10 protein-coding genes are annotated in these 12,718 nt (G+C 64.1%); 2 read left to right on the top strand and 8 right to left on the bottom strand.

The genetic code is table 11. The features are described 5' to 3' along the window. Nucleotides 1-161: 161 nt before the first annotated feature. From AWB68_RS38490 to AWB68_RS38510, 5 genes are all read right to left on the bottom strand, one after another. Nucleotides 162-2,078 carry a branched-chain amino acid ABC transporter ATP-binding protein/permease gene (locus AWB68_RS38490; RefSeq protein ID WP_087649451.1) on the bottom strand — a complete coding sequence of 639 codons (1,917 nt, stop codon included), beginning with the start codon at nt 2,076-2,078 and terminating at the stop codon, nt 162-164. 7 nt (nt 2,079-2,085) lie between these two features. Further along, nucleotides 2,086-2,961 (bottom strand): branched-chain amino acid ABC transporter permease, encoded by an 876-nt coding sequence (locus AWB68_RS38495; RefSeq protein WP_087649452.1) that lies wholly within the window; start codon nt 2,959-2,961, stop codon nt 2,086-2,088. A 92-nt stretch (nt 2,962-3,053) separates the two neighbouring features. After that, the gene (locus AWB68_RS38500; protein ID WP_087649453.1) at nt 3,054-4,268 is read right to left on the bottom strand and encodes an ABC transporter substrate-binding protein; all 1,215 of its coding nucleotides are present in this window, start codon (nt 4,266-4,268) and stop codon (nt 3,054-3,056) included. Between the two features lie 320 nt (nt 4,269-4,588). Continuing rightward, nucleotides 4,589-4,780, bottom strand: coding sequence for a DUF2934 domain-containing protein (locus tag AWB68_RS38505; RefSeq protein WP_087649454.1), 192 nt, complete (start codon nt 4,778-4,780; stop codon nt 4,589-4,591). Nucleotides 4,781-4,946: 166 nt separating this feature from the next. Next, the gene (locus tag AWB68_RS38510; RefSeq protein ID WP_087649455.1) at nt 4,947-7,673 is read right to left on the bottom strand and encodes an MGH1-like glycoside hydrolase domain-containing protein; all 2,727 of its coding nucleotides are present in this window, start codon (nt 7,671-7,673) and stop codon (nt 4,947-4,949) included. Between the two features lie 318 nt (nt 7,674-7,991). On the opposite strand from AWB68_RS38510, the gene AWB68_RS38515 reads away from it, so the two are divergent. Next, on the top strand, nt 7,992-8,192 hold the full coding sequence (locus AWB68_RS38515) for a hypothetical protein (RefSeq protein ID WP_087649456.1): 201 nt from the start codon (nt 7,992-7,994) through the stop codon (nt 8,190-8,192). A 20-nt stretch (nt 8,193-8,212) separates the two neighbouring features. Then, the gene (locus tag AWB68_RS38520) at nt 8,213-8,653 is read left to right on the top strand and encodes a type II toxin-antitoxin system YafO family toxin (RefSeq protein ID WP_087649457.1); all 441 of its coding nucleotides are present in this window, start codon (nt 8,213-8,215) and stop codon (nt 8,651-8,653) included. Between the two features lie 14 nt (nt 8,654-8,667). Here AWB68_RS38520 and AWB68_RS38525 read toward each other — a convergent pair whose 3' ends face one another. The 3 genes from AWB68_RS38525 to AWB68_RS38535 all read right to left on the bottom strand — a co-directional run bounded on the left by AWB68_RS38525 (nt 8,668) and on the right by AWB68_RS38535 (nt 12,405). Next, nucleotides 8,668-10,578 carry an amylo-alpha-1,6-glucosidase gene (locus tag AWB68_RS38525; RefSeq protein WP_087649458.1) on the bottom strand — a complete coding sequence of 637 codons (1,911 nt, stop codon included), beginning with the start codon at nt 10,576-10,578 and terminating at the stop codon, nt 8,668-8,670. Continuing rightward, the gene (locus AWB68_RS38530; RefSeq protein WP_087649460.1) at nt 10,575-11,051 is read right to left on the bottom strand and encodes a nuclear transport factor 2 family protein; all 477 of its coding nucleotides are present in this window, start codon (nt 11,049-11,051) and stop codon (nt 10,575-10,577) included. The genes AWB68_RS38525 and AWB68_RS38530 overlap by 4 nt, the downstream gene beginning before the upstream one ends. A 73-nt stretch (nt 11,052-11,124) precedes the next feature. After that, nucleotides 11,125-12,405: a DUF445 domain-containing protein gene (locus AWB68_RS38535; protein WP_087649459.1), complete on the bottom strand. Its 1,281-nt coding sequence runs from the start codon at nt 12,403-12,405 to the stop codon at nt 11,125-11,127. Nucleotides 12,406-12,718 lie beyond the last annotated feature (313 nt).

The following is a 12,718-nucleotide window of genomic DNA, read 5'->3' on the forward strand; positions in this document are numbered from 1 at the left end:
TCGCGCTTGACCTTTAATACAGTTGCTTTCTTTGCAGCAGCAAAGAAAGTGAGTCCCGCCCCGGACAGGGGCAGAGCAAATAAACCAAAACCAATACAAGTTCCATAGAAGCCTGAGTGCATCAAACGGCGTAACCCCAACCCCCACCCCATACCCCACCCCTACCCCAAATAAGCCTCGATAACCTTCTCATCGGCCTGAATCTCGGAAGGCCGCCCCTCGGCGATTTTCTGCCCGAAATCCAGGACTGAAACCGTGTCGCACACGCTCATCACCACGTCCATGTGATGCTCGATCAACACCAGCGTGATCCCATGACTGCGCACCTTGCGAATGATCGCGACCAACTCGCGAATATCCGGCGCGGTAAGCCCCGCCGCAGGCTCATCGAGCAACAGCAACTGCGGATCGAGCGCAAGCGCCCGCGCGATCTCCAGCAGCCGCTGCCTGCCGTAAGGCAGATTCCGCGCCTCTTCAGTCGCAACGTCCGCCAGCCCGACGAAACGCAGCAAATTGAACGCGCGCTCGCGCGCCAGCCGTTCTTCCCGCCGATATCGCCCCGTCATCAAGCCCACGTCGGCAAGATTCGACCTGAACGTGTGATGCAAGCCGACCAGCACATTCTCGAGCGCCGTCATCTCGCCAAACAACTGCACGTTCTGGAACGTCCGCGCAATACCCGACAACGCAATGTTCGCCGAAGTCCGCCCAGCGATCGACTGGCCGTCGTATTCGATCGATCCCGCGCTCGGCACGTAGATCCCGGTCAGCACGTTCATCATCGTGCTCTTGCCCGAGCCGTTCGGCCCGATCAGTCCGTGAATCGTGCCGCGACGCACGGTCAGGTTGATGTCGTTGAGCGCCTTCAGGCCGCTGAACTGCATCAGGATGCCGCGCAAATCGAGGATGATTTCATTCCCCTCGGGACGCACTGCGAGCACCGCGTCGGCTTCTGCATCCCTCAGGTCGGCGGGGTCGATCTTCGTCACGCGCACGCGGCCAAGGCTCAGCACCTTGCGCACGAAGCCGACGATGCCGTCCTGCAGGTAGTACACCACCAGCAGGATCATCAGGCCGAAGATGGTCAGCCGCCAGTCGGTGAGTGCGTCGATCCAGTACGAGAAGATCGCGAGTCCTGCCGTGCCGAGGACCGGAATCGCCACCCGCTTCGGCGTGCTGATCCGGCGCCCAAGCGCGATCACCGCGCCAATCAGGACCACCACGGCGAGCGCGGTCGAGACCGTGCGGAACATCGCGATATCGTCGAGCAGTTTCGGCAGCATCACGATGATCGTCGAGCCGAGCAAGGCGCCGGTGCGCGTCTTGCGGCCGCCCATGATGATCGCGAGCAGGAACAGAATCGTCAGCTCGAAGTTGTACGTGTTCGGCGAGATGTACTGCTCGGAATACGAATAAAGGCAGCCGGCCAGTCCGGCGAAACCCGCGCTGATCACAAACGCATAGACCTTGTATCGATACACCGAGACGCCCATGCAGTCCGAGGCGATCGGGCTGTCGCGCAAGGCCTCGAAAGCGCGGCCGAGATGCGACTTGAGCACGCGATGCACGACCACGAGCGACACCACCAGCAGCACCGCGACGAGCCAGTAATACTCGACCTCATTCATCAGGTGACCGGCGATCACGGGCTTCGGAATCTTGAGGCCCATCGGTCCGTTGGTCAGGAAGTCCATCTCGTTGATGAGGATCTGGATGATCGTGCCAAACGCGAGCGTCACCATCGCGAGATACGGGCCGGACACGCGCAGCGCGGGCAGCGCGAGTATCGCGCCGAAGCCGGCCGTCACGAGGATCGCGAGCGGCGCCGTGACGTAGAACGGCATGCCGAGCTTGATGAACAACACGCCCGCCGTGTACGCGCCGACGCCAAACAGCCCGGCGTGCCCGAGCGACACCTGCCCCGTATAGCCGACGACGACGTCGAGACCGAACAGCAGGATCGCGTAGATCATGATGGTCTCGACGAGGTGGATGTAATACGGATTGCCCGAGAACACCGGGAACACCGCGAGAGCGGCCAGCCCCAGGGCGGCCGCGATAATTTTCCTGGTCTTCACGATGGCCTCAGACTTTCTTGATGGCGGTCTTGCCGAACAGACCGGCGGGCTTGACCGCCAGCACGATCAGGAGCAGCACGAGTCCCGGCACGTCCTTGTAGCCGGTCGAGAGATAGAAGCCGGTCGTCGTTTCCGCGATGCCGAGGATCATCCCGCCAACGATGATCCCCATCCCGCTCGACAACCCGCCGATGATCGCCACCGCGAACGCCTTGAGGCCGAGCACCGCGCCCATCGTCGCGCCGGTCAGCGTGAGCGGCGCGATCAGGACGCCCGCGAACGCCGCCGTCAGCGATGAAAGCGCATACGAGAACGTGATCACGAGCCCGGTGTTGATGCCCATCAGCGACGCGGCGTCGCGGTCGTTCGCCGTCGCCACGACGGCCTTGCCGAAGATCGTCTTGCGGTTGAAGAACTCGACGGCAAGCATCATCACGAGCGCCCCGCCGACGACGAGCAGTTCCATTGGCAGCACGTTGGCGCCGAATACCTTGAGCGGGGCTTCGGGCAGCGGCGACGGAAAGCGCAGGTCGTCGCGGCCCCAGACATTTTCCGCGACGTTCTTGAAGATGATGCCGAGTGCGATCGTCGACATGATCCAGCCGAATTCGGATTTGATCCTGATCGCGGGCCGCACGCCGATGCGTTCGACGAACGCGCCCTGCGCGAGACCGAACACGCACACGAGCGGAATCATCAGCCAGTAGTTCACGCCCATCGAGACGAGCGTGAGGCCGACGAGCGCGCCGAGCATCAGCGCATCGCCCTGGCCGAAGTTCAGCGTGCCGGATGTCGCAAAGGTCAGTTGGTAGCCGAACGCGATCACGGCGTAGATCATGCCGAGCGCGATGCCGCTATAGACAAGCTGGAGAAGAATGGCCATCGTCGAGTTGCCGGAGGTTCAGTCAGTCGGACACAAAGCAAAGCCGCCCCCGCCGTCAGGCGGGCGCGGCTCCCGCGGGCAGGACGAACGCCTCAGTTCGCGGCGGTCGTCTGCTTGGTGCGAAGCTGGCTGCCGCCCTTCTTGTCGGCGTCGTACGCGTAGACCACGCGCCCGCCCTTCACCTCGCCGACAACCGGCACGTTCGGGGTGATCGCATCGTGATCGCCGTGCGCGAACGGCTTGTCGTAGACCATCACGACGCCCTCGACCTTCGTGTTCAGGTTCTCCAGCGCGGCACGCACCTTCGGGCCTTCGGTCGAGCCGGCCTGCGTGATCGCGGCGGCGAGCAGGTAGACAGAGTCGTATCCTTGCGCCGCCGACACCGGCGAGTCGATGCGATCGTTCTTCGGCTTGAACTCCTTCAGGTAGGCCTCGATGAAGGTCTTGCGCTTCGGCGTGTTCGCTTCCTGGATGAAGGTCTGCGGCATGCGCGCGCCTTCGCCGTTCGCGCCGGCGTTATCGATGTAGTTCGCCATCGAGAGCGTCCAGCTGCCGATGAGCGGCACCTTCCAGCCGAGCTTGGCCATGCCGTTCGCAATCTGCGCGAGCTCCGGTCCGATGCCGTAGGTCAGCACCGCTTGTGCGCCCGCTTCCTTCGCCTTCAGCAACTGGGCCGTCATGTCGACGTCCTTGATGTTGAATTTCTCGACGGCTACCGGCTTCACGCCTTTCGCCGACAGCGCCTTTTCGAGGTCTTCGCGGCCGAGCTGACCGTAGTTGGTCGAGTCGGCGAGAATCGCGACCTTCTTGAAGCCGCGCTTCGTGACCGCTTCCTCGACGATCATCGGCGCCTGAATGCGGTCGGCCGCCGAGTTGCGGAAGACGTAGTTGTCGGGCTGGTCGTCGAACTGCCGCGTGATGATCGTGCCCGTCGCGACGTTGTTGAAGACCGGCACCTTCGCTTCCTGGAAGAAGCGCTGCGACGCGAGCGCAACGCCGGTGTTGATGTAGCCCACCACCGCGACCACCTTTTCCTTGTTGATCAGTTCCTGCGCGATCTGCACGCCGCGCTCGTTCTTGGCCTCGTCGTCGCGTTCGACGAGCACGATCGGCCGGCCGAGCACGCCGCCGGCCTTGTTGATCTCGGCAGTGGCGAGCCGCACGCCGTCGCGCATGCTCACGCCCATCGACGACGAGCCGCCGGTGAACGGGCCATCGACGCCGATCTTGATCGGATCGGCTGCGTAAGCGGTGGCGAACGCGCCGAACGCGAGCGCGCCGGCGATAAGTTTGAGTTTGATGCCCATGGTTTGCGGTCTCCGTCGCACGAATTGTTTTTTGTCAGACGGGAGGCTGCTCGCCCGGCTCGCGGGCTTGCATTTCCGTCCGAACGTTTGTTCACTAGTTATCGGTGATCGAGTGTAGAAATTGTAAGGATCCGACCATATTCGGAGTTACCCCAATGTAAGGAGCGTTGGCACACATGGAAAAGCGGCGTGCTTTTTGAAGAGCACGCCGCTTCGTTGTTGGTTCGATCCGATGAGCGAGACGCGTTGACGTGCACGACTCGGTGCGCGTCTTTTTTCTGGTTGCGATGCGCGGTCCACGCGCGATGCCGTTCGCCTTGTTACGTCTTCGTCATCGCCTCGCCGACCGGGGCGGTATCGCTCTGATCCTCCGTCACGGTTTCGTCGCCATCGCCGACGCTCGCGCGCGCCTGCTCCCAGAACTCCTCGGCGCGTCCTTCGGGACTGCCTGCCTCTTCCCACAGTTCGTACGCTTTCCTGCGAATTTCTTCGTCCTTCGACGTGTTTTCCATGCGGCGCTCCCAAAGGGGTCGTTCAGGACGGATGCGGGTGGGCTGCCCGGCCGCGTGCAGCGGCAACGCACGGCCGTACCGCGACGCCATCCGGTTGCGCTGCGGCGTAGGTGATTTAGCAATCCCTATGCCGGTGGTTGAGTCGCTGGCGCTTAAGCTGGGTAGTTCACTTGGCCGCCGCCAGTTCCGTTTCCTCGGCATCGCCGGCCACCGGCACGACGCCCGACTGCGCCATCACGCGCGGCTGCAACAGCAAGGCAACGAGTCCGCTCCACCCCGTCTGGTGCGATGCGCCCACGCCGCGTCCGTTGTCGCCGTGGAAGTACTCGTGGAACAGCACGAGATCGCGCGAACGCGGATCGGCCTGAAGCAACGGATAAGCGGCCATCACGGGGCGCTCGCCGTTCTTGTCGAGGAGAAACAGCGTGGTCAGGCGGCGCGAAAGTTCATCGGCGATTGCCGACAGCGACAGCGTCTTGCCCGAGCCGGTCGGATACTCGACGCGGAACTCGTCGCCGTAATAGCGGTGAAACTCGTACAGCGATTCGATCAGCAAATAGTTGACCGGCATCCACACCGGCCCGCGCCAGTTCGAATTGCCGCCGAACACGCGCGAATCCGATTCCGCCGGCAAATAGCGAATGCAGAAGCTGTCGCCGTTGTGATGGAACACGAACGGCTCGTCGCGATGCACGCGCGACAGCGCCCGCACGCCGTGGTCCGACAGAAACTCCGATTCGTCGAGCATGCGCTTCAGGAGCGCTTTCATCCGGTGTCCGCGCAACAGCGACAGCAGCAGACTGTTGCCCTTGCCCGGCTCGTTCCAGCGCGACACCAGCCGCGCGAGATCGGGCCGGTGTTCGAGGAACCAGACGAGCCGGTCGCGCAGCCCGGGCAGGTCGCCGTGCACCGTCTGCTCCAGCACGTGGACGGCAAACAGCGGAATCAGCCCGACGATCGAGCGGATGCGCATCGGAATATTGGTGCCGTCGGGCAGGCGCAGCTTGTCGTAGAAAAATTCGTCGGGCGTGTCCCAGAGGCCGGTTTCGCAGCCGTCCTCGCAACTGACCGCCTCCGCGATATACAGGAAGTGCTCGAAGAACTTCACGGCGATGTCGACGAACACCTTGTTCGCGCACGCCAGTTCGAGCGCGATGCGCATCAGGTCGAGCGCGTAGGACGCCATCCACGCGGTGCCGTCGGCCTGGTCGATGTGGCCGCCGGTCGGCAGCGGCGACGAGCGATCGAAGATGCCGACGTTGTCCAGCCCGAGAAAGCCGCCCTGGAAGATGTTGTGGCCGTCGGCGTCTTTCCGGTTCACCCACCAGGAGAAATTGAGCAGCAGCTTGTGGAACACCAGTTCGAGGAAATCACGGTCGCCCTTGCCGGTGATCGCGCGGTCGATTTCGTAGACGCGCCAGGTGGCCCACGCGTGCACGGGCGGATTGGCGTCGCCGAATGCCCACTCGTAGGCCGGCAACTGGCCGTTCGGATGCTGGTAGCGGTCCTTCACCAGCAGCAGCAACTGGCGCTTGGCGAACTCGGGATCGATCAGCGCGAACGCCGCTGCATGGAACGCCAGGTCCCACGATGCGTACCACGGGTACTCCCACTTGTCCGGCATCGACACGATGTCCGCGTTGCACAGATGCCGCCAGTCGGCATTGCGCCCACGGCGGCGGCCTGGCGGCGGCTTCGGCTGGGCGGGGTCACCTTCCATCCAGCGGGTGACGTCGAACTGGTAGTACTGCTTCGACCACAGCATGCCCGCGAGCGCCTGCCGCTGCACGAGCCGCGCGTCCGGGTCGTCGATGTCGCATTGCAGCGCCGCGTAGAACGCATCGGCCTCCGCGATGCGGCGCGCGAACAGCGCGTCGATGTCGAGCGGCACGACGTCCGGCGCCGATTCCGGCCGCCAGCGCATCACGACGACCGCGCGGCCGTTCGCCTCCAGTTCGAGGTGTACATGCGCCGCCGCGCGCGTGCCCGACGTGCGGCTGACAGCCTTCGCATCGCCTTCCACGATGTAGTCGTTGAAGCCGTCCTTGAACGGGCCGGGGCCGTCCATGTTGAACATGCGCTTCACGTTGGTCTCGTTTTCGCAGAAGAGCCATTCGACTTGCGCCCCGCCCGCCGATGCCGTGACCACCAGCGGCTCGTGCCCGTCGTGCCCCGCGATCACGTGAGGGTCGCCCGGGCTTGCCGGCATCGTCAGCGACGGTTTTTTCGCGCCCGGTTTCCACGACCACGTGTTGCGCGCCCAGATGAGCGGCAGCACGTCGAGCGTGGCGGGTTGGTCCGCGCGGTTCTCGATGGTCACGCGCATCACGATATCTTCGGCGGTGTGTTTCGCGTATTCGACCTGCACGTCGAAATAGCGGTTGTCGTCGAAGGCACCGGTGTCGAGCACTTCGTACTCGGGAAAATCAGGGCCGCGCCGCGCGTTTTCGTCGATCAGGTCCGCGTAGGGATACGCGCACTGCGGATACTTGTAGAGCATGCGCATGTAGGAATGCGTGGGCGTACCGTCGACGTAGAAATACAGTTCCTTCACGTCCTCGCCGTGATTGCCCTGCTCGTTCGTGAGCCCGAAGAGACGCTCCTTCAGGATCGGGTCGCGTCCGTTCCAGAGCGCGAGCGATACGCACCAGTTGAGCTTGTCGTCGCCGAAGCCGGCGATGCCGTCCTCGCCCCAGCGGTACGCGCGGCTGCGCGCGTGATCGTGCGGGAAATAGTCCCAGGCGGTGCCGTTCGCGCTGTAATCCTCGCGCACGGTGCCCCACTGGCGTTCACTGAGATACGGTCCCCAGCGCTGCCAGCGGGCGCATTCGCTGGAATGGAGCCGGGCACCCTCGATGGTCTCGAGCAGGTTAGTGGCGCGCAGGGGCGGCATGGGTGTCTCCTCGTGCTGGATCTTCGGTAGTTCCGACCGGCGGAAAGACTCACAATTTAGCGCGTTTATGGCGGGACGTGTTTGGCTGGCGCTACAGGACACGTGACGGCGCAGCGCACAGCGATCCTGGAAATAGCGATGAGAGGTGACGCGCATCGCGATGTCGTCAAAGCGTGTTCGGGCGCCGCCGTCGGGCGAGCCTGCCCATGCCGTTCCCGCACTCGCGCCTCTGCCGAATGGCCAATCGCAAAGAAAACGCTGGACAGCCCAAAGCTCGGCCTTGTTAAGATCCACTCATCGATTCAAGGAGGTAACTGCATGAAAGCACTGAGATTTGGTCCGGTGACACGGAAGATCGCAAGCATGAGGCTCGCGACGGAACGCGCGCTGCGCAGTTGGGAAGCCGAAACGGGAGAAAGCGCAGCGGCGCTCGAACTCTTCAGGCGTATTTCGGAGAGCGGGGAATTCACCGCAAGCGCCGCGCACGAGGCCTTCGCGGGCCTAAAGCGCAAGCGATAACGTTTTGGTGAGGGCAGCACATGAGAATAAGCATCACCCAAGCCCTCCAGAATTATTTCAGTAAATCGTATTTGGATCAGGCGCTATTCGTTCACAAATTTTCGGCATGGAAAGCCGGCGGCGAATACGACAGCTTTCTCTTCGGCAAGGATTCGGCCTATGTCCGGCCTGAAGTCGACGGCCGTCAATACATGTTGCGCCACGTGCACCTCGTGCCGCTTGCCGACGGGACGCAACTCGATTCCTGGAACCGGGCATGGGTGAAGCGTGGACGCAAAACCAGCGATCGCGCGCTCATCTATGTCGACGACGATAACGGCGGCTATTTGCTGATCACTATTCTGGACGAACCAGACGCGCACGAAATTGCAAGAATGAAAACCGCAAGAGACCGCGAAATCATGGAGGGATTTGCGCACGTCGCAGCGGCTTTCATGGAAGATGGAACGGTGCTCGGATAAGCCTTCGGGTCGCTTCAAACGCCGATCAGTTTTTCGATCCGCAGCAGTTCCCCGAGCGACCACGCCTGACACGGCGTGCCGCCCGGCTTGTGCGGCGCGTTGCCATCGGCGACTTCGCAGATGTGGTCGAGGCCGCCGTGGTCCAGATGCGCGTAGAGCGGCGCGAGAAACCGCTCGCGCACGCCATCTGAGCCGTGCAGCCGAATCCACGCCTCGATGAACGGTCCGATGAGCCACGGCCACACCGTGCCCTGGTGATACGCCGAATCGCGCTCGAAAAGCCCGCCGGCGTAGAGCCCGCGATACGACGGATCGGAAGGCGCGAGCGTGCGCAGGCCGAGCGGCGTCAGCAGGTGCGCTTCCACTTGCGCGACCACGGCCTCCGCGCCCGCGCCTTCGAGCAACGGAAACGGCAGGCCGCCCACCGCGAAAATCTGGTTAGGACGAATCGAGCGATCGATCTTGCCCGGCTCGTGATCGGCATCGACGACATCGAAGAGCGCGCCCGTCGACGGATCCACGAAGCGTTCCGCGAACGAGCGACGCGCGCGCGCTTCGAGTTCGCTCCATTGCGGATTCCAGTCGCGCGCGATGCAGAGCGCGTTGATCCACAGCGCCTGCACCTCGACCGGCTTGCCGATGCGCGGCGTCACCACCCAGCCGTCGACCTTCGCATCCATCCACGTCAGTTGTACGCCCGGCACGCCGGCGCGCACGAGGCCGTCGTCGTCCACTGCTATGCCGAAGCGCGTGCCGCGCGAGTAGCCGTCGAGGATCGCATCGACGGCATGCTGCAAACGGCTCTTCGTCGCGGCGAGCGCGTGACCGGTGGCGAGATAGTCATGCACGGCGACTGCGAACCAGAGCGACGCATCGACCGAGTTGTATTCCGGCATGCCGCCGCGATCGGGAAAGCGGTTCGGCAGCATGCCTTCGGACAGCATGTCGGCCCATTCGAGCAGGATCGACTCGGCGTATTGAAGGCGTCCCTGCGCGATCAGCAAGCCGCGCATCGAGATGAACGTGTCGCGGCCCCAGTCGGTGAACCAGGGGAAGCCCGCGAGGATCGTGTGGCCGTCGCCGCGCGCGATGACGTAGGCGTCGGCGGAACGCGCGAGGCGCGAACCGAGCGCGGCGCGGCGCTGTCGTTCGATGTCGGCGAGCGCGGTGGCGCGATCGCGCGCGGGCGTCGAATTAGCCGTATCGGCGCTCAGGATCATCACCGCGTCGCCCTGCGCGAGGTCGAACGAGAAGACGCCGGGTGACGCCAGGTCTTCGGTGAAATCGAGGCCGCGCTCGCGCTCGCGGACGTAGCAGAAATTGCGATACCACTCGGGCGCGTGCGAATAGGCGCCGTTCGTCGACGCGACGATCGCCGGCAAGTCGCCGTAGGGCCGCCAGTTCACTCGCTCGCCGTCGACGCGGGCGTCGAATGCGAACGCGGGATTCTCATGATGCAGCGCGTGATAGTCGCGGCCGGAGAGCAGCGGGCGCACGCTTAACGTGGCTGACGGGGGCGCGTCTTTACCCTCATATCGCCAGCGCAGTACCGTCTCGCGGCTCTCCTTCGCGACGAACACCTCCGCGACCAGCACCGCGCGCTCGCCGATGCGAAAGCGCCAGGTGGGCCACGGCGAGGTGTCGAAGGAAAGCAGGCTCGCCGACGCGTCGGGATAACGCACGTCCGGCGCATAGTATTGCGTCGTCAACGGATGGCGCGTGCCGTCCGCGCCGAGCCACGCCTCGATGCCGTTGACGAGCACGACGCGGCCCGCTGGCGGCTGCGTCGCGGTGAGCAGCAGCGCGTGGTAGCGGCGCGTGCGCATCATGCCGGCCGTGCCCGACGCGAAGCCGCCGAAGCCGTCCGCTTCGAGCCATTCGTCCTCCAGCCGCTCGCGGCCGAAAGGCGGTTCGATGCGCGTCATGACGCGGCCTGCCGGCGATAATCCGCGAGTCCCTTGCGCGCCTCCGCGCGGATCCTGTTCTGCACGATCGACGTCCCGCCGAGCAGCCAGCCCTTCAGGCCGAGCGCCTGCCGGCTCCAGCGCCAGAGATTGAACGTATCGGTCTGTTCGACGATCTCGCCGTCGCGGATCGCGAATTTCGACCGGATCTCGTTGACCACCTTGCGGCCGGTGCGCGAGAAACGATAAGTCGCCACACATTTCGCGGTCGCCGTCTGGCCGGTTGCCTTGATGTCGCCATAGGTCAGTGAGAAATCCGCGGCACGGGAGAGCAGCATGCGCCACATGTCGCCCGCTTCGCGGCCGCGCAGCGTGCCGAACACCGGGTCTTCGAAGCGGATGTCGCGCGCGTAGCACGCCGACATCGCCTCCGCGTCGAGGTCTTGGAACGCGTGGTAGAAACGCTCGATCAGTTCGGCGTTCGCATTGTCCATGTTCGTCACGCTCGCGAAAATGATTTCGAAACCCTCATGCGACCGCCCCTCCCCGTAGCAAACGCTCACGCACTCACGCGGTCAGCACCGTCACCGCGTGAATCACGAGACCGACCGCGCCGCCCACCAGCGTACCGTTCACGCGGATGAACTGCAGGTCGCGCCCGATATTCAGTTCGACGTCGCGCACGAGTGTCGCGTCGTCCCATTGCCGCACCGTCGTCGCGATGTGTTTCGCAATGCCCTCGCGCAACTCCGGGGCGAGCGCTTTCAGCGCGTCGCGCATGTGCTCGTTGATCGAATCGCGCAACGCCGGATCGCCGCCGAGCGCCTGCGCGAACGTCGCAGCGACGCTGACCACCTTCGCGTGCAGCGTCGAATCCGGCCGCACGACGTCGGCGCGCACCCACGCGGTGAACTCGTCCCACAGGCCGTTGACGTACGCCCGAAGTTCAGGCCGCGCGAGCCATTGCCGCTTGTGTTCGTCGATGCGCGCCTTGAACGCCGGATCGGATTTCAGGCGCTCGACGAACCCTTCCACCGCCTGATCGAATGCCTTGCGGCGCTCGTGCTCCGGGTCGCTGATGATGTCATGCAGCCAGGTGTTCGCGCCGCGCACGAGGCCGGCCGCGAACTTGTTGCCGAGTTCCTCGGCATTCATTCCGATGAAACCGAGCGCGCCGACGAGCTTCGGATACTCCTCGCCTGCCACCTGCACGATCTTGTCGGCGAGCATCTGCTGCACTTCGCCGCGATCGAGCCAGCCCGCCAGTCCCCGCAGACCTTCGTCGAGCAGCAATTGATGACGCTGGTCCGCGGTCAGCGTGGAGAGCAGCCCGCCCGCCGCGCCCGCCAGATCGAAGTGGTCGGCACGGCGGCGCAGCGCGTCGTAGAGCATCGTCTTGATGCGCTCGTCGTCGATGAAATTCAGGAGTTGGCTTACCGATGTCACCGCCTTCCTGCCCAGCAATTCGGCGTTTTTCGGCTCGGCGAGCCACATCGACAGGCGGCCGGCCGGGTCGAACGCGCTCACGCGGTCGACGAGTGCGTCGGTGCCGAGAAAGCGGTCGCGCACGAACGCGGCGAGGTTGTCGGCGACGCGCGCCTTGTTGGCCGGCAGGATCGCCGTGTGCGGGATTGGCACGCCGAGCGGATGGCGAAACAGCGCGACGACCGCGAACCAGTCGGCGAGTGCGCCGACCATCGCGGCTTCCGCGAACGCCGATACCCACGCCCACGCGCCGGCGTCGTGCTGGCTGCGGGCGAGCGCGAACAGGCCGCCGGCCGCGACGAGCAGGGCCGCCGCGAACCACTTCATCCGATTCAGTGCTGCTGCTTTATCCTGCGTATCCATCGTGGGTTGTGTTCTGGTCCTGATTGAAAGGGGCAAGCATACCAGCCGATGGGTTGGGGGGCGGGGGCGTTGTTTACGCCGTTTGATGTTGATGCGCTTCTATGGAACTTGCTTTGTTTTTGGTTTATTTGCTCTGCCCCTGTCCGGGGCGGGACTCACTTTCTTTGCTGCTGCAAAGAAAGTAAGCAAAGAAAGCAGCTTTCCAACGCCAATCCTTGCCATGCGCCTCCAGACCGCTCCCTCGGAGTGGTCCAACCGGGGGAGTGTCCTTAGCGGGGTTTCATCGTTGTTGGCATGTAGAAGAGGCGCGCAC

Source organism: Caballeronia choica (assembly GCF_001544535.1).
Lineage (GTDB): Bacteria > Pseudomonadota > Gammaproteobacteria > Burkholderiales > Burkholderiaceae > Caballeronia > Caballeronia choica.

What these genes read in the sequence shown, in the direction of transcription:
- AWB68_RS38530 (WP_087649460.1), bottom strand. Translation starts at nt 11,051, where the DNA reads ATGGACAATGCGAACGCCGAACTGATCGAGCGTTTCTACCACGCGTTC.
- AWB68_RS38520 (WP_087649457.1), top strand. Translation starts at nt 8,213, where the DNA reads ATGAGAATAAGCATCACCCAAGCCCTCCAGAATTATTTCAGTAAATCG.
- AWB68_RS38505 (WP_087649454.1), bottom strand. Translation starts at nt 4,780, where the DNA reads ATGGAAAACACGTCGAAGGACGAAGAAATTCGCAGGAAAGCGTACGAA.
- AWB68_RS38495 (WP_087649452.1), bottom strand. Translation starts at nt 2,961, where the DNA reads ATGGCCATTCTTCTCCAGCTTGTCTATAGCGGCATCGCGCTCGGCATG.
- AWB68_RS38510 (WP_087649455.1), bottom strand. Translation starts at nt 7,673, where the DNA reads ATGCCGCCCCTGCGCGCCACTAACCTGCTCGAGACCATCGAGGGTGCC.
- AWB68_RS38525 (WP_087649458.1), bottom strand. Translation starts at nt 10,578, where the DNA reads ATGACGCGCATCGAACCGCCTTTCGGCCGCGAGCGGCTGGAGGACGAA.
- AWB68_RS38500 (WP_087649453.1), bottom strand. Translation starts at nt 4,268, where the DNA reads ATGGGCATCAAACTCAAACTTATCGCCGGCGCGCTCGCGTTCGGCGCG.
- AWB68_RS38515 (WP_087649456.1), top strand. Translation starts at nt 7,992, where the DNA reads ATGAAAGCACTGAGATTTGGTCCGGTGACACGGAAGATCGCAAGCATG.
- AWB68_RS38535 (WP_087649459.1), bottom strand. Translation starts at nt 12,405, where the DNA reads ATGGATACGCAGGATAAAGCAGCAGCACTGAATCGGATGAAGTGGTTC.